12 protein-coding genes are annotated in these 17981 nt (G+C 56.8%); 9 read left to right on the forward strand and 3 right to left on the reverse strand.

The features are described from left to right. Positions 1–4: 4 nt before the first annotated feature. The 8 genes from HUW35_RS08160 (at position 5) to HUW35_RS08195 (ending at position 9397) form a co-directional block, all read left to right on the forward strand. Positions 5–2518 (forward strand): glycoside hydrolase family 88 protein, encoded by a 2514-nt coding sequence (locus tag HUW35_RS08160; RefSeq protein WP_219932667.1) that lies wholly within the window; start codon positions 5–7, stop codon positions 2516–2518. 211 nt (positions 2519–2729) lie between these two features. After that, positions 2730–3572, forward strand: coding sequence for a 5-dehydro-4-deoxy-D-glucuronate isomerase (gene kduI, locus HUW35_RS08165; protein ID WP_181255085.1), 843 nt, complete (start codon positions 2730–2732; stop codon positions 3570–3572). Between the two features lie 109 nt (positions 3573–3681). Beyond that, complete coding sequence (locus HUW35_RS08170; RefSeq protein WP_181255086.1) at positions 3682–4473, forward strand: gluconate 5-dehydrogenase; 792 nt, start codon at positions 3682–3684, stop codon at positions 4471–4473. 467 nt (positions 4474–4940) lie between these two features. Next, entirely contained in the window at positions 4941–5114 is a 174-nt protein-coding gene (locus tag HUW35_RS08175; protein WP_219932668.1) for a periplasmic nitrate reductase, NapE protein, read from the forward strand. A gap of 142 nt (positions 5115–5256) precedes the next feature. Beyond that, the gene (locus HUW35_RS08180) at positions 5257–5628 is read left to right on the forward strand and encodes a chaperone NapD (RefSeq protein WP_181255088.1); all 372 of its coding nucleotides are present in this window, start codon (positions 5257–5259) and stop codon (positions 5626–5628) included. A gap of 1 nt (position 5629) precedes the next feature. Beyond that, positions 5630–8131, forward strand: a complete 2502-nt coding sequence (napA, locus tag HUW35_RS08185) for a nitrate reductase catalytic subunit NapA (RefSeq protein WP_181255089.1) — start codon at positions 5630–5632, stop codon at positions 8129–8131. 44 nt (positions 8132–8175) lie between these two features. After that, the gene (locus HUW35_RS08190; protein ID WP_181255090.1) at positions 8176–8667 is read left to right on the forward strand and encodes a nitrate reductase cytochrome c-type subunit; all 492 of its coding nucleotides are present in this window, start codon (positions 8176–8178) and stop codon (positions 8665–8667) included. A 34-nt stretch (positions 8668–8701) separates the two neighbouring features. Beyond that, complete coding sequence (locus HUW35_RS08195; protein WP_181255091.1) at positions 8702–9397, forward strand: cytochrome c3 family protein; 696 nt, start codon at positions 8702–8704, stop codon at positions 9395–9397. 239 nt (positions 9398–9636) lie between these two features. On the opposite strand, the gene HUW35_RS08200 is transcribed toward HUW35_RS08195, so the two are convergent. The 3 genes from HUW35_RS08200 to HUW35_RS08210 all read right to left on the reverse strand — a co-directional run bounded on the left by HUW35_RS08200 (position 9637) and on the right by HUW35_RS08210 (position 16031). Next, positions 9637–11124 carry a mannitol dehydrogenase family protein gene (locus HUW35_RS08200; RefSeq protein ID WP_181255092.1) on the reverse strand — a complete coding sequence of 496 codons (1488 nt, stop codon included), beginning with the start codon at positions 11122–11124 and terminating at the stop codon, positions 9637–9639. A gap of 198 nt (positions 11125–11322) precedes the next feature. After that, positions 11323–12738, reverse strand: a complete 1416-nt coding sequence (uxaC, locus tag HUW35_RS08205; protein WP_181255093.1) for a glucuronate isomerase — start codon at positions 12736–12738, stop codon at positions 11323–11325. Positions 12739–13118: 380 nt separating this feature from the next. Next, entirely contained in the window at positions 13119–16031 is a 2913-nt protein-coding gene (locus HUW35_RS08210) for a TonB-dependent receptor (protein ID WP_181255094.1), read from the reverse strand. A gap of 276 nt (positions 16032–16307) precedes the next feature. Between HUW35_RS08210 and HUW35_RS08215 the strand changes: the two genes are divergently transcribed. After that, positions 16308–17939 carry a glycosyl hydrolase family 28-related protein gene (locus tag HUW35_RS08215; RefSeq protein ID WP_181255095.1) on the forward strand — a complete coding sequence of 544 codons (1632 nt, stop codon included), beginning with the start codon at positions 16308–16310 and terminating at the stop codon, positions 17937–17939. Positions 17940–17981: the final 42 nt, after the last annotated feature.

Genomic DNA, 17981 nt, shown 5'->3' on the forward strand with positions numbered 1-17981 from the left:
CTCTGTGAAACTGTTTGACCAGTCCAAAAGCAAACTGGGCCTGAATGCCATCGCATTTGCGCTGACGGCGGCAACCCTGACCGCGTGCGGTGAAAAAGCTGCCCAGTCCCCGGAAGAAGCCGCCGCACCCGCGGCAGAAGCGGAAAAGCCCAGTGCGATCGCGACCCTCGAGCTTTCCAACCCCTCAGCCTTCCCGCGCCTGGACGAAGCGGTTTACCTCAGCTACTACGAACTCGGACTGAAAGCCGGTTTTGCTTCACCCATCGCGGTGTGGAAACAGGCCGAACAGATTCCCGTGCAGGCCATCGACAAAGACGCCGATGGCAGCAAAGACGGCATCATCTTCACCGTTGATGTAGCCGTCGATGAAACCCTCAAGCTGCGCATCGCCGAAGCAGATGCGCCGGCAGATTCCGTGGCCAAGCGCACTCAGGCGGAAATCTCCCACAAAGTGGGCGGTGAGTGGAAAGAGCGCGAATATCTCGGCGGCAGCTTCCAGAACGTCAGTACCCTGGAAGTCCCCAAAGAACACACCGACCACTCCTGGTATATCCGCTATGAAGGCCCTGGTATTGAATCCGATCTGGTCGGCTACCGTGTGTATCTGGACTGGCGCAACGGCTTCGATATTTTCGGCAAGTCGATCCAGGAGCCCGTACTGCAGGGTGTGGGCCAGGATGGTTTTGATTCCTACCACGAGCCCGCCGACTGGGGCATGGATATCCTGAAAGTAGGCAGTGCCGTCGGCGTTGGCGGTTACGGTTACTGGGATGGGGAAAAAGTCATTCGCGTGAGTGACGTGCAGGACTGGCGCGCGGAAATCACCGAAAACGGCGACCTGTATTCCGCGTTCAAGATCGACTACCTCGGCTGGAAGCCGGTTGAAGGTGTCGAGACCGATTTGAGCGCGCAGCTTTCCATGCACGCGGGCAGCCGCCTGGTGGAAGTGAATGCGAAAACCAGCGCAGAGCTGGACAACCTGATTGCCGGTATCGTGAATCACAAGGGTACCGAGCTGATTGTTGGTGACATGGATATTACCGGCCACGCGTACACCTATATCGGTACCTACGGCCCGCAGAGCCTCGATGGTGCCAATCTGGGTATGGCGGTACTGGCCAAGCGCAAGGCGATCAAGGAAACCACCAGCGACGAGCACAACCAGGTGGCCATCCTGAAGCCGGCCGACAAAGAAGTTCAGTACTACTTTGTTGCCGCCTGGGCCAATGAAGTGGAGAGCCGCCACGGCCCGATTACGACCAAGGCCGAATTCGAAACCTACCTCGAGCAGGAAGCAGAAAAGCTCACCATGCCCCTGCGTCAGCGCCTGACTACCGCAGCGAGCGAAGCAGAAACGGATAAACCTTTATCTGCTGATGTGGCGCTGGACTGGAGCAAGCGCCTGGCGGATTCCGAGCTGGAACGTAAAACCCTGGATTACCGCTTTGGCGGTTACGACCATATCCGCAAGCGTCCATCCTACTTCGAGTACACCACCGGCATGGTCATGCAGGCCTACGATGAGCTGAACCAGGTGGCTCCGGAAGCGCGCTACGCCGACGCGGTGCAGACCGTCATGGGTTCCTTCGTCAACGAAGATGGCTCCATCAATGGTTACGTACAGGACAAATACAATATCGACAGCATTCGCGCCGGCACCATGCTGCTGCGTATGTACGAGCGCAACAACGACGAAAGCTACAAGAAGGCGGTCGATACCCTGTTCGAACAGCTGGAGCATCATCCCCGTACTTCTGCCGGTGCCTTCTGGCACAAGAAGCGCTACCCCTACCAGGTATGGCTCGACGGCGTTTACATGGGGATTCCGTTCCTCGCCCACTACGAACAGCTGATGCACGAGCAGCCGAATGTCGACGAAGTACTGGCCGAATTCAAACTGGTCAACGAAGTACTGAAAGATCCGGAGACTGGCCTGTTCTACCACGCCTGGGATGAAAAACGTCAGCAGGTCTGGGCCGATAAGGAAAGCGGTCTATCCGGTTACCACTGGGCGCGCGGTATGGGCTGGTTGGCGATGGCGCTGGTGGATGTACTGGACTTTATTCCAGAAGAAAACGCTGAACAGCGTCAGTACCTGCTGGACATGATTGCCGAGATCGCACCGGTAATCGAAAAGTACCAGGATCCGGAAACCGGTACCTGGTGGCAGATTATCGACAAGCCCGGTGAGCGCGGTAACTACCGCGAGTCCACTGCCAGCACCATGTTCACCTACTTCTATGCCAAGGCGCTGAACCAGGGATACCTGCCCAAGGACAAGTACCTCGGTACCGCCAAAAAAGCCTACCAAGGCCTGCTGGATGAGTTTGTTCAGGTACACGCCGACGGCACCATCAGCATCACTGATATGTGTCAGGTGGCTGGCCTTGGCTTTGGCCGCGACGGTAGCTACGAGTACTACATGAGCGAGCCGATCTACGACGACGACCCCAAAGGTACTGCGCCGTTTATTACTTCCGGCGTTGAGATGTACAAGCTGTTGAAGTCCGAATCTTAAAATTTACCTGAAGGTTCGCGGTGCCGTTTACTGGTGCTGTGGCGGTTCTGCTGACCGGCGCCCTTGCGCGAGACACGCCGTAAACCCATCCATGGGGCTTGTCGAAAAGGTCCCTCTTTTCGACAGTCTCGCTCAAGGGCGCCGGCCACCAGAACCTTCGCATAGCAGTGCAGTGGGCACCTGCGACCTAGATGTACAACAGGGGAAAAATATGACCACCAATTTCGAAGAGCGTTACGCCAGTCACCCGAGTGACTATGTCAACTACGATACCGACCGCCTGCGTGAAGAGTTCCTCGTGCCGAAGCTTTTCGAAGCGGATACAGTGCGCCTCACCTACACCCATGTAGACCGCATGATCGTGGGTGGCATCATGCCGGTGGAAGAAACCGTGCAGCTGGAAACCGTGGAGGCCCTGCGCTCCGAGTATTTTCTTGAGCGCCGCGAGTTGGGACTTATAAATATTGGTGGCTCCGGAACCGTGGAGGTGGATGGCAAGGTGCACGAAATCGGCCACAAGGAAGCCCTCTATGTGGGACGCGGTTCCGTGGTGGTGAAACTGAGTAGTGCGGACAAATCCAACCCCGCCAAGTTCTACTTAAACTCCGCGCCGGCGCACTGTGCCTATCCAACGGTAAATGTGAGCAAGGCCGATGCCAATGTCATGGAGCGTGGCGCCAGTGAAACCTGCAACCAGCGAGTGATCAACCAGCTGTTGGTGAACGGCGTCATCCAGACCTGCCAATTGCAGATGGGCATGACCGAGCTGGCGCCCGGCAGCGTTTGGAATACCATGCCGGCACATACCCACAGCCGCCGCATGGAAGCCTACATGTATTTCAATGTGCCGGAGGGGCAAGCGGTGTGTCATTTCATGGGCCCGCCGCAACATACCCGGACACTGTGGATGCACAACGAGCAGGCGGTGATCTCGCCCACTTGGTCTCTGCACTCCGGTGTGGGTACCGCCAATTACACCTTTATCTGGGGAATGGCGGGAGAAAACCTGGATTACGACGATATGGATTTTGTGCAGCCCAACGAGTTGCGCTGATATTGCAGCGTGGTGGATTGCCGAGCTAATTCACCCTGCTGAAACCTATCCCCATATCCCCGTAGGGTAGACACGCGCAGTGTATCTACCGGAAAACTGGAGTAAATTTATGTCCAAATCACTGTTCGACTTAACCGGTAAACTCGCACTGGTTACCGGAGCTACCCACGGCCTGGGTATGGCCATGGCACAGGGCCTCGGCGACGCCGGAGCAAAATTGGTTATCACCGGTCACTCCTCTCAGGAAAAACTGGATAACGCTGTTTCCGAACTGCGTGAAAAAGGCTACGACGCCCACGGCTATCTGTTCAATGTCACCAACGAAGACGAAGTGAACGAAATGGTGCCGGTGATCGAGCAGGAGCAGGGACCGATCGATGTACTGGTCAACAACGCCGGTATCATCCGCCGTGTGCCGCTGCTGGAAATGGAGCTGTCCGAGTGGAACAAGGTGCTGGAAACCAATCTCACCGGGGTAATGGTGATGAGCCGCCCGGTGGTCCGGCGCATGATCGAGCGCGGTGCCGGCAAGATCATTAATATCTGCTCCATGATGAGTGAGCTGGGTCGCGACAGTGTGTCTGCCTACGCAGCATCCAAGGGCGGTCTGAAGATGCTGACCCAGAATATGGCGACCGAATGGGCGCGTCACAATATCCAGGTCAACGGGATTGGCCCGGGCTACTTCGCCACCAGCCAGACTGCGCCAATCCGCGTGGACGGTCACCCGTTTAACGATTTCATTATCGGGCGCACGCCGGCGGGTCGCTGGGGTAACCCGGAAGACCTGCAAGGTGCAGCGGTATTCCTGTCCAGTGATGCGAGTAATTTCGTCAACGGCCAGGTGGTATATGTCGATGGTGGGATTTTGGCGACTATCGGAAAACCGAGCAACGAGTAATAGAACCCATCGGTAATTCAGTGATATTTTCGATCCAGCAGTAGCGCCGTTAGTGCGACGCTACTGCTGGCCTCCCCAGGTTTTTCCTAAACCGACAACCGATGTCGCTATTTAGCGCATGTATTCTCGATGTTAAAGGTGGAGGTGAGTCTGCGCCAAAAGCTCCCCCTGCCCTAATAATATCCACAGTCAGCTGATACAGCGCGAAAGCGGTCTCCTGCGCACTACTACCCTATAGCCAGTTGTGGCTCACCCTCTCAAATATCCGTTTTTTCAATTCCCCCGATCAATTTACTTGCCGGATCAGCTGCCCTTTCTAGACTCAAGGTATGTGGCCGGATGAGTGGCGCACTATACCTGTGGAAATTCATCCGCCCCGATCATTCGGGAGCGGGATATTCGGCATAAGGCGTCTTGGCTTAATTTCTTCCGGTAATAAACTCCGACATTCATGAGGGGTGAATCCGTTGACTGAAGAGCAACTACCATCGACCCGCGAGCAGCGCCGCAGGGAAGGTCGCCTGGTGCTGTTTATCCTCGTGTTTCTGTTTCCGATCCTGGCGGTTGCGATTGTCGGTGGTTACGGATTTTTCGTGTGGATACTGCAAATGATCTTCGGCCCCCCGGGGCCTCCCGTCTGATGAGTCCGTTTATATCCGCCTGTGGCGGGAATCTTCGTGTCAGGCCCTACTATCAGGTTCACCAGATATTTGGCCCCGACGAACAAATTGTGCTGTGTAGTTCAAGCCAAGCCGAGCAGGCTCCAATGAGAGCGACCCGAATATGAGAGAGCATCACTACCGAGACCGCGACTACAACGACCCGGCAGCCGGGGATGGCGGCACCCTGCACATTGCCAGTCTGCTGGTGCATGTGCGACCGGAGCGTATTCCCATGGTTTCGGCTTGGGTAGACTCCTGTCCCGAACTGGAAATTCATCTCGGCAGTGAGGAAGGCAAACTGGTGATGGTGCTGGAGACTTCCGACCACCATTTTATCAACACGATGATCGAGACCATCAAGGACCAGCAGGGTGTGCTTAACGTCGCTATGGTCTACCACGAGGAGCTGAAGCTGTCTGAGGTGGATCACGTGCTGGAAGAGCAGGCAGCCGACGCAGACACGCAGCCGGTAAAAATTGTGGGAGAACTGTGACATGGTGATCACCCGACGTGACTTTACCAAGGCGAGTGCGGTGGTTGCCGCGGCAGCGGCTGCCGGACTGGCGATACCCGCTAAAACCCAGAACCTGGTGAGCAAGGGCGGTGCCAACGAACTCAAGTGGAACAAGGCCGCCTGTCGTTTCTGCGGCACCGGCTGCAGTGTCATGGTGGGCACCAAGGACAACCGCGTGGTGGCTACCCACGGCGATATCAAGGCCGAGGTAAACCGCGGTCTGAACTGCGTAAAAGGCTATTTCCTGTCGAAAATCATGTATGGCAGTGATCGCCTTAAAAAGCCCTTGCTGCGCATGAAAAATGGAAAGTACGACAAGAGCGGAGATTTTGCCGAGGTTTCCTGGGATCAGGCCTTCGATGTTATGGCCCAGAAATACAAGGAGGCGATCAAGAATCACGGTCCTGAATCCGTGGGCATGTTCGGCTCCGGGCAGTGGACCGTGTGGGAAGGTTACGCGGCCAGCAAGTTGATGAAAGCGGGGTTCCGCTCCAACAATATCGATCCAAATGCGCGCCACTGTATGGCGTCTGCAGTAATGGGCTTTATGCGCACCTTCGGCATCGATGAGCCCATGGGTTGCTACGACGATTTTGAAGCCGCAGATGCATTTGTGCTATGGGGCTCCAATATGGCGGAGATGCACCCAATCCTGTGGTCGCGGGTCACGGATCGCCGTCTTTCCCATCCTGGCTGCAAAGTTGCTGTGCTGTCTACCTACGAACACCGCAGCTTCGAGCTGGCGGATATTCCGATGGTGATGACACCGCACAGCGATTTGCTGATTCTGAATTTTATTGCCAATTACATTATTCAGAATAACAAGGTAAACAAAGACTTCGTCAAAAAGCACACCCATTTTGTACGCGGTAAAACCAATATCGGCTACGGCCTGCGGGATGAAGACCCGCGCGAGCAGAAAGCCACCGGACGCGACAAGGCGAACACCTGGGAAGATATGAGCTTCAAGGAGTTTGCGGAATTTCTCAAGCCTTACACCCTCGATCGCGCCGCCAAGGAAAGTGGCGTGCCCAAAGAACGGCTGACCGCACTTGCCGAACTGTATGCCGACCCGAACATCAAGGTGATGTCCCTGTGGACCATGGGGTTCAACCAGCACACCCGCGGGGTGTGGGCGAACAATATGGCTTACAACATCCACCTGCTGACCGGGAAAATTTCCAGTCCCGGCAACAGTCCTTTCTCGCTGACCGGACAGCCTTCAGCCTGCGGTACCGCACGTGAAGTAGGAACCTTTTCCCACCGTCTGCCGGCAGACCTGCTGGTAGCGAACCCGAAACACCGCGCCACGGCAGAAAAGATCTGGCGGTTACCGGAGGGCACCATCCCGCCGAAGCCCGGCTTCCACGCCGTTGCCCAGAGTCGCGCGCTGAAAGACGGCAAGCTCAGGGTCTACTGGACCCAGGCTTCCAACAACGCCCAGGCCGGGCCTAACCTGATGCAGGAATTACTGCCGGGATGGCGCAACCCGGATACCTTTGTGGTTGTTTCCGATGTGTACCCAACCACTTCTGCCCAGGCCGCGGACCTGATTCTGCCTACTGCCATGTGGGTGGAAAAAGAAGGGGCGTACGGCAATGCCGAGCGCCGGACCCAGTTCTGGCACCAGCAGGTGAAAGCACCGGGAGAAAGCAAGTCGGATCTGTGGCAGTTGGTGGAATTCTCCAAGCGGTTTAAAACCGACGAGGTGTGGCCGGAGGAACTGAGTAAAACGCGCGGCTACAAGGGCAAGACCCTGTACGAAGTCCTGTTCGCTAATGGCCATGCCAATCGCTTCCCGAACTCCGATCGGGATAAAGAATATGCCAACGATGAATCTGATGCGTTTGGTTTCTATATCCAGAAGGGGTTGTTTGAAGAGTACGCAGAGTTCGGTCGCGGTCACGGCCATGATCTGGCCCCCTTTGATGTGTACCACAAGGTGCGCGGACTGCGCTGGCCGGTGGTGGATGGCAAGGAGACCCGCTGGCGTTTCCGCGAAGGCTACGATCCCTACGTCAAGAAAGGTGCCGGAGTTCAGTTCTACGGCAACGACGACGGTCGCGCCCGTATTTTTGCGTTGCCTTACGAGCCGCCGGCGGAATCACCGGATAAAGAATACCCCTACTGGTTGTGTACCGGTCGCGTACTGGAGCACTGGCATACGGGATCCATGACCCAGCGTGTTCCGGAGCTGTTCAGTGCCGTGCCCTATGCACTGGTTTACATGCATCCCGATGATGCGCAGGCGCAGGGCTTTCGTCGCGGTAGTGAGATAAAGGTCATCAGTCGTCGCGGCGAGATGATCGCGCGGGTTGAGACACGCGGACGCGCGAAGACCCCCAAGGGGTTGGTGTACGTGCCCTTCTTCGATGCCCAGCGCCTGATCAACAAAGTCACCCTCGATGCCACAGACCCCATTTCCAAGCAGACCGACTTCAAGAAATGCGCGGTGAAGCTGGAACTGGTTTCGCTGGCCTGATGGCGCGCAAACCCGGTAGCGTAAAACAAAGCTGAGTAGCGATCATGAGCATAAAACAGGTATTCACCATCGTCGTTGCCGTCATCGTATTCGTTTGCGGTCTGGCAACGGTGGCGGAGCAGTTTCCCGATACACCGGGGCCGGATGGCATCCGCAAAGGTGGCACCTTATTTGAAACGGAGGATGCCCCACAACTTGCCGACCCGATAAATGCTGATGGAAAGCGGGTACGCGCCTATCCGGAGCAACCGCCAACCATCCCGCACACGATTCGCGGCTATCAGATCGACAAGAACAACAACCGCTGCCTGGAATGCCACAACCGCATACAGACCGGTGTCAGCGGCGCGCCCATGATCAGTATCACCCACTTTATGGATCGCGATTTCCAGGCGCTCGCCGATGTGGCTCCGCGGAGGTATTTCTGCCTGCAGTGCCATGTCCCGCAGACCAACGCGAAGTCGTCCGTGGGCAACACCTTTGAGGATGTGGATATCCTGCTGCGCAAAGAGAAAAAGTCGCAGGGCGAGCAGTAACACATCCGACAACAATCGATCCGGGAACTGAGTGATGATTGACTGGATAAAAGGCTACTGGCGCACACTGAGCCGCCCCGCCACGGCGTTCAGCCTTGGCTTCCTGTTGCTAAGTGGTTTTATCGCCGGGATCATATTCTGGGGTGGCTTCAACACCGCTCTGGAGGCCACCAACACCGAGAAATTCTGCATCAGTTGCCATGAGATGCAGGACAACGTCTATCAGGAGTTGAAAGGCACCATTCACTGGACCAACCGCTCCGGGGTACGAGCCACCTGCCCGGATTGCCATGTACCGCACGAGTGGACCCACAAGATTGCGCGCAAGATGCAGGCCTCAAAAGAAGTCTGGGGCAAGATATTCGGGACGATTAGCACCCGGGAAAAATTCCTCGACAAGCGTCTGGAGCTGGCCCGCCACGAATGGGCGCGACTCAAGGCCAACGACTCCCTGGAGTGTCGCAACTGCCACGACTTCGAGTACATGGATTTCAGCGTGCAGAGTCCGCGCGCACGTAAATTGCACTCTACGCAACTGGCGACGGGCAACGCTACCTGTATCGATTGTCACCGGGGTATTGCCCACCACCTGCCAAATATGGAAAACGAAGATGCCTGGGGGCCGGACAACCCCGCGCATGATGCCAGCCGCTTCGGTGATGATAATCCGCTGAAGTTGAAGGATGACAAAGAGACTGAAAACAAAGAGCCTGAGGAAGATGCACCCTAGGAACAAAGTGAAAAAACGGGCTGGGAAATCTGATACCCAGAATCCGGATTAAGATACCAGACAAAAAAATCCCGCGGTTTTGGCCGCGGGATCATAAAACGTTTCCAAGGGAGATCCTTAAAAAGGCATGGAAACTTAGCGAGAAAAACTAGAAAACAACATTAAAAACAAATCAAACAAACGAAAACTGTGACAAACAGTGCCTGAATCAGGCTGATAACATAATCTTCAAATTGGTGTCACACAGAAAAATATTTCTGTGCGCAGGCCAGCGTACCTTCCGCATTCAGCTTATCCAGCCAGTCGGTCAACGCGCTTTGCAGACGCTCGCTGTTGCGCAGGTCGTCGCCGAACACCGGGGTATAAGCGAGGAACGCAGCAGCCATTGCAGCACTGCCTTCAGGCTTGTACTGATCGCACAGCGCCTTCAGTTCCGATGCCAGCGGATCGGAAACCTCGATGGCATTTCCCTTTTCGTCCACTGCCGATACGTAGCGGATCCAGTTCGCCAGCGCGAAGCTCAGTACCTCGATAGGACCATCGTTTTCCAGCTGATGGCGCAGGGTGCCCAGCCAGCGCTGCGGGATCTTCTGCGAACCGTCCATGGCAATCTGCCAGGTGCGGTGGCGCAACGCGCGGTTCTCGAAGCGTTCGATCAGTTCCGCCTGGTAGGCGGCAATATCGAAGTCCGCCGGCACATCAATGGAAGTCGTCGCTTCGGACTGCATGAAGTGCAGCGCCAGCTTATTGAACGCCGGCACCGCCATCACATCCGCCACCGTCTCACAGCCGGCCAGATAACCGCTGTAGGCCAGCATCGAATGGCTACCGTTCAGCAGGCGCAGTTTGATCAGCTCGTAGACCTCCACATCGTCTACCAGTGTCGCGCCGGCCTTGTCCCAAGCCGGGCGACCGCGCAGGAAATTGTCTTCCACCACCCACTGCGCGAAAGGCTCCGCCATCACCGCCGCCTCATCGCGACAGCCGAGAATACTTTCCAGCTCCTCGCGATCTGCATCGGTAGTCGCGGGCACAATGCGGTCCACCATAGTGGCCGGAGTCGTGGTGTTCTCGGCAATCCACTCCGCCAGTTCCGCATCCACTTTCTCTGCGTACTGATTCAGCACTTTACCTAACAGCTTGCCGTTAGACGGCAGGTTGTCGCAGGACAGCACCGTAAAGCCCGGCAGGCCGCGGTCTTTGCGCAGCGCCAGCGCTCCCACGATATAACCCAGCGCAGACTTCGGTTGAGACGGATTGGCAAGATCGTGCACCACATCCGGGTGCTGCGGGTTCAGGTTGCCACTGGCCGGATCGTGGCAGTAGCCTTTTTCGGTAATAGTCAGGGAAACAATGCGCACGCTCTCCTGAGCCAGTAGCTCCAGCAACTGCTGCGGGCTTTCCGGGCCCACATATACATCGCTGACCGCGCCAATAATCTGCACCTTGGTGCCTGCATTGGACTTCTCGACGACGGAGTAGAGACCGTTCTGTGGCACCAGTTGATCGCGAACACCGGCGGAGCGCAGGCTCGCACCCACAATACCCCAGTCCTTTTCACCGGCGGCAATACGGTTTTCCGTGTACCACGCCTGGTGCGCGCGGTGGAATGCGCCGATACCGAGGTGCACGATGCCGGTAGTGACTTCGCTGCGGTCGTAGGCGGGTTTGATGACCTCTGCAGGGAGGTTTTCGAGAATACTGTTGTTGAGTCTTTGTTGGCTCATTTTTTCTAACCTTTTTTGAGTAACATGCTGACGAAGCGGATTACTCAAAATTGAAGCTGGAGTGCTGGGCACCTGTTTTTGAAAGCGTGAGCGACAGTGATGTCGCTCACGCAGCGTACAGGGACGTATTCACAGCGGTTTCAAAAGCAGGTGCCCAGTGCTCCGGCGCCACAGGCGTTGAAACAGGGCACCGCTGGATCAGAGCTTGTAAGCCTTCTTCGCCAGGTTGTAGGCGAGATCTTCGGCCAGTTCGAAGGCTTCGTCTTCCTGCAGGCGGTGGTCGGAGACCAGCTGTGCCAGCCACACGCAGTCCATGCGGCGCGCCACATCGTGACGGGCGGGGATGGACAGGAACGCGCGGGTATCGTCATTGAAGCCGACGGTATTGTAGAAACCGGCAGTCTCGGTCACCTGCTCGCGGAAACGGCGCATACCTTCCGGGCTGTCGTGGAACCACCAGGACGGACCCAGCTTCAGTGCCGGGTAGTGGCCCGCCAGCGGTGCCAGTTCGCGGCTGTAGCTGGTCTCATCCAGAGTAAACAGAATGATCGACAGGTTCGGCTCATTGCCTACCGCTTCCAGCAGCGGTTGCAGTGCGTGTACGTAATCCGTCTGCGAAGGAATGTCGCAGCCCTTGTCGCGACCAAAGCGCTCGAACACCACCTTGTTATGGTTGCGGAAAGAGCCCGGGTGAATCTGCATCACCAGGCCATCCTCGATACTCATGCGCGCCATCTCGGTCAGCATCTGACCGCGGAACAGCTCCGCGTCTTCAGCGCTGCACTTGCCATCGCGCACCTTCAGGAACAGTGCTTCGGCCTCGGACGCCGACAGATTCGCCGTGGTCGCCGTCGGGTGGCCGTGGTCGGTAGAGGTCGCGCCCATTTTCTTGAAGAACTCGCGACGGTTGCGCAGTGCCGCCAGGTAACCGGACCAGGAGGAGGTATCCTCACCGGTGATTTCCGCCAGCTGCGCCAGGTTATCGGTAAAGCCCTCGAAATCCGGATCCAGCACCGGATCCGGACGGAAGGCAGTAATCACACGCCCTTTCCAGCCGCTGTCCAGAATCTTCTGGTGGTGACGCAAGTCATCCAGCGGGGATTCGGTGGTCGCGATCACCTCGATATTGAAACGCTCGAACAGTGCCCGTGGCAGAAACTCCGGCTGGCGCAGGTAGCTGTCGATGCGCTCGTAGTAGAGATCCGCGGTTTCTGAGCTCAGCTGCACGTCCAGCTCGAAGACATCGTGAAATACCGTATCCAGCCAGGTGCGCGACGGGGTGCCGCGGAACAGGTGGTAGTTGTCCGCCAGCAGCTGCCAGATCTTGCGCGGATCCTGTTCGACTTCGGAACCGTCTTGGGTGCGGATACCCAGGCTCTCCAGCGGGATACCCTGGGAATAGAGCATGCGGAACACATAGTGGTCCGGACGGATCAGCAGGTTGGTGGGGTTACCGAACGGCTGGTTCTCGGCAAACCAGGACGGATCCGTATGGCCGTGCGGGCTGATGATCGGCAGGTCTTTTACGCTCTCGTAAAGTTTGCGGGCGATATCCCGGCTTACTTTATCGGCCGGAAACAGGCGGTCGGGATGCAGGATCAGAGGGCGTGTCATGTTGGGTGCTTCCAGATTTCGGGTTTGCCATTTGGAGACGGAATCGGCTTCCTGTTCCGGCCCCACTTATTGTTGTGTGGTTTCGCCATCACCGCGAAAGTACAGGTAGTGCCTGCACCAATAAGAAAAAGCCCGGCTCGCGTCGCAGCAAACGGCGCGACGGGAGCGGGCGACATGCGCAAAATAAAGGCCGCGAGGTCCAAACCAGCCCTCGTGTGCCCGCTGCGCCAGACGATGGAGAAAACCTCGCTGCTGAGTCAAACGCGGTATCAGCAACGATTATTGCCATGTTGCCAAAAATTGGTTATACCAGTCAACCATTCTGGTAAGGCATTTTTGGTTTCTAGCTGGTCCAGGTAACTCTCCCTAGGCAAGGTTGGTTACATCTTGTACTGAACACCGAAGAAGTACCGCGCACCGCTAAACTCCACGCGATTGTATCCACCTTCCGCAACCCGGTACTCGGTGTAGGGCTCGTTGGTCAGGTTGATGCCCTGCAGCTTGAGCTGCAGGTTTTTGTTCAGACGGTAAGAGAGCGACAGATCCAGCGAGCTGGTATCGTCGACAAATCGGTTCGTCTGGCCAAAGTCGCTGCCGAAGGGCTTCAGGTAGTCGGAGCGGTACTTGTAGGAAAGGCGGCTGGTAAAGCCGTAGTTCTCCCAGAAGACCTCTGCGTTATAACTCTTCTTCGAAAATCCCGGCAGGTTGGCTGCGGAAATGACCACGTCATCGGTGATCTCGGAGCCGTTCTCGAAATAGTCGAAGTCGGTATCCGCGATGTTCAGGCCAGCCAGCACACCCAGGCCATCCAGGGGCTCAGGAAGATTGCTGAACGCGTGTTGCGCGGTGAGTTCAATGCCCGAGATACTGGAGGACTCATCGCTGTTCTGGATCAGACCGTCGATGTTCATCGCGATCATTTCTCCGTTGATTGCAAATGACTCCTGCACCTCACTGGAGTCTGCGACTTCCAGGCCGGCTTTGAATTCCTTGTAATAGTAGGCACCGGACAGCATGGAATCTTCCGATGGATACCAGGCCAGTGACAGGTCGAAGTTGCGGGATTCAATCGCTTCCAGGTTCGGGTTGCCCAGCGCCGTTACCGAGCCGTTTTCAATAGCGGCCTGGACGCTGGAGAACTCCTCCTCGCCATCACCGAGATCCAGGTCCCGACCTGCACCCATCCACCACATATCCGGCCGTGAAATAGCGCTGTAGGCTGCTGCGCGCAGTTGTACCGTTTCGGTCAGGCCCAAGTTGACGTTCACGCTGGGAAGGATATTCAGGTAGCGATTGCCGTAGGTCTCGCGGGTGAGCGAGTCAGCAATCTCGGTAATCAGCACGCTATCGTCGGAGGCGTCACCCGGTGTGCCGGCGTCGTTGTTGGTAACGGCGTAACTCTGGCGGTAGCCCACGGACTCGATATCCGTCTGCACCGCGCGGATGCCGATATTGCCCGACACATCAATCCCGCCAATCTGCGTGTAGTAATTCAGTTTCACAAAGGCTGACTGCACCTGCTCGGTCAGGTTGACGTCGCCGGCGCTGGGCGCTTCGGGGCTGAGCGCCCAGTCTTCATCACCCAGCATCAGGTCATAGGCACACAGGGTGTCGTAAGTCGCCCACTGGTCAAAGCTGCTGCCCGCGTCTTCCCCATAACCTTTTTGCGGGTAATCGGTGGCGCATTCCGTGGCGATGACGGACACATCGGCGAAGTTGGTATCGGTGTACTCGGTGCGGTCTTCGCCGTAGTTGTTGTGTTCGTGGGAAGACAGGCGGAAGCCGGCTTCCACGGATTTGATCAGGTCACCATCAATGTCGTAGACACCACTGAAGGCGACGGCCGATATATCATCCTTGACTTCCATTTCGCCGTAGCGAGCCCGCTGGTTGGCACCGTAGAAGCTGTAGTCGTTCAGAATGTCATTGTCCAACGCGGTTTCTGTGGGGTTGTCCGGGTCCTCATACAGGGTGACCGTTGCCCACTCGTCGCCACCGGTACCGCGGGTATCAAAGTCGTACCAGACACGATCGGAGCGGAAACGCGTTTGCCAGGTTTCCTGATAGCGGGTAGTGGCGGAGTAGGAGAGATCCGCATTCAGCACCAGTCGATCTGTTGCCGCCCACTCGAAGTTGAGCCCGCCACCCGCGTAGTCTTCATCGCGCTCGCGGAATTCGCCGTAGCTGCTCACGCGGGATTCCCCGGTATAGGAGGTCAGGGCGTGTGCATCATTGGTGGTCCAGTTGCTGATTCGGCGGCGACCGTCATCGAAGTAAAGGTCGTGGCGATCCTCGTAATAGAAGCGGTTGGACCATTGCGCGTCCGCGGTGATGTTCCAGTCATCGTTCGGCTGCCATTGCAGCGTGGTCATGACCGCATCGCGGGTTTCTTCCGACTCCATTTGACGGAAGTAAAACGCATTGGGAATAAAGTAGTAATCGCCTTCAGCAGCGGGTCCACCGTTTGCCGCGGCATTGTCGTCACTCCATGAGCAATTGCTGCCGCCGTCCAGGAAGCGGTCGGAGTTACAGTTGCGCAGCGTCGAGCTGGTGTTGAAGCTTTCTTCCGGGGTTGAAGAGTCGTGTCCGGCGTAACCGATGGCAAAGCCAATGGTACCGATGTCGGTATCAAACACGTCGGTGAATGAAATGGAGCTCCGGTACCCCATACCGTTGTCGCCATTCAGCTTCGCATCGTACTCGTTGTAGTTGCCGCGCAGTTCCGCCTGGAACCGCTGCTTGCCGTAATCGATGGGGCGGATGCTCTGCAGATCGATGAGGCCGGCAACACCGCCTTCCAGCAAATCAGAGGATTGCGACTTGTACACCACAGCGCCGTTCACCAGCTCGGACGGGAACTGGGAAAAGGCGACCGCGCGGTTACCGCTGCCGGAAGAAATCTCACGGCCGTTGTAGGTGGAATAACCCAGGAATGGCCCGAGGCCACGTACAGAAATTTCACTGGCATTACCTTTGAAGCGGTCGCCGGTAACGCCGACGATGCGCTCCAGGGTTTCCGCGACCGACAAATCGGGAAGGCTGCCCATTTCCGCTGCAGAAATAACATCGACGATGGTTTCCGCATCGCGCTTGATATCAATCGAGTTGCGCAGCGTGTCGCGCAGGCTGCCGGTCACGGTGATTTCTTCGAGCTCGTCCTGGTCGCCGCTTTCCTGTGCCTGGGCCTGTGCCAGAGATGCGTTAAGGGCGACGGATGCGATCGTCAGTGCCAGCAGGCGCTTGGAAAACTTGGTGCGCTCGGCGGCAGGGGTATGGTGATTGTGGTTGCTCATCAAAGCTCCTGCGTATTTATTGTTGTCTCAGCGTGGGTATGCCAGCCACTGGAAATCAGCACTTCTTCCGTGGCGGTGTGATAGCCGCTGCCAGTATGAATCATGAGAGGCTGATGGTAAAGTGGCATGACCATCTTACACTGCCTGTTGTGGCGACAAATATTCGGGGGTTGCGCTTTGAACCACGCCTGGGAAGCGACTGAAAAAGTAACAAAATCAATAGCATGTGCGGCGCTTGCGGCATTGTTCTGTGGGGCCAGCGGGTCGGCACTGGCGATGGCGGAAAGTAGGGAGGTAGCAAAAGCCGTGCGCGCGGCTGACCTGCCTGTGCAGGACCTGCCCGATTTTTCCTACGCTGGCTTCAGAAATGGCGCCACAGCACCGGGGGTTGAAGTCCAGGCTTCATTGGACGTTACCGATTTTGGCGCGGTACCCGATGACGGACTGGATGACTCCAGGGCCTTCCTCGCAGCTCTGGCGGCTGCGGATACCGTTGAAGGAGCGGTTGCCATCGAAATACCGGCCGGGCGCTTCATTGTCAGTGAAATTTTGTACCTGCAGCGTGACAACCTGGTGCTCCGGGGGGCGGGTAACCAGAAGACCCGCCTGTATTTTCCGCGGCCGCTGCGTTTCCTGCCGGATCCGCCAGAACTGGCCGAGCTCCGTGAGTACCTGACCGAGATGGACAAGCGCCAGCGGGAGAAGCACAACAATATAGACCTGCCATTTACCCAGTACGCCTGGGCCGGTGGCTACATCTGGGCGCGCAAGCCCGGAGAGCGCGTCAAGGCGTATCTGGACAATTACGACGCGCCGGCGTCGGTGAAAGCATTACCACTTGCGGGAACGCAGGGTGAGCGTTGGCTGACCGTGAAATCCGCAGATCATCTGCAAGCGGGGCAGATCATCAACCTGAACTGGTATAACCGCAGCGGGCGCGATTCGGCACTGCTCGAATCCCTGTATCCGGGCATCGACAAAATAGGCAGTCACCACTGGGAATTCCCGTCGCGGCCACTGGTATCACAGGCCTCCAGGATTGCGGCCATCGACGGCAACAAAATCGAGCTTACTGACCCCCTGTTGCTCGATATCCAGGGGTTCACCACGGAAATCACCGAGAAGGCGTATCTGCAGAATGTTGGCCTGGAAGGTTTTGCCATCGAGTTTCCGCAGTCCGCGTATGTGGCGCACCATGTGGAGCAGGGTTTTAACGCTATCTACCTGACGCGGGTATACGACGGCTGGGTGCAAGACGTGGACATCATCAATGCGGACAGCGGCGTCCTGACGGAAGAAGTTGCCAACCTGACCATCAGTAATGTGACCACATCCGGCGAGCACAAGGCGCACTACAGTGTTGCCATGGGGGATACGCACAATGTGCTGGTGGAAAACCTGCACGTGCAGAATCTGGTGATCCACCCACTGAGCTTCAATACGTTCTCCACCAAGAGTGTGTATACGGGCTGTATCGTCGACCAGCGTCCGATTCTGGATCAACACTCCGGGGCCAATCACCAGAACCTGTTTGACAATATCGCGATGTATGCGGAGTTAAACGAACAGGAGCTGAGCGAGCGCAAATATCCAGCCTTCAAGGGCGGTGGCGCCGGCTACTGGAAACCGACGCACGGCGCGGACAATACTTTCTGGAATATCAGGCTAATTCTTTCCGGCGTGCCGGAAGAGAAAGCGATGATTACTCTGGATGGCGTATCGGATGGGCCCAAGGCGAATATTTATGGTGTGCATGGGAACCGAAAGATAGCGATTGATTACGGTCCCAACGCCGATATTGATGCGGTAAACCAGGTGATCCGTGATCAGCCATCGCTCTATCAGCTGCAGCTATCAAGGCGCCTCTCGAACACAGCGTCTGTCAGCGCGAAGACTCCCGCCCAATAAGCGGTTTCAGGAACAAGCAGGCCAATCAATGATTGGCCTGAT

Source organism: Microbulbifer sp. YPW1, assembly GCF_013367775.1.
Classification (GTDB): domain Bacteria; phylum Pseudomonadota; class Gammaproteobacteria; order Pseudomonadales; family Cellvibrionaceae; genus Microbulbifer.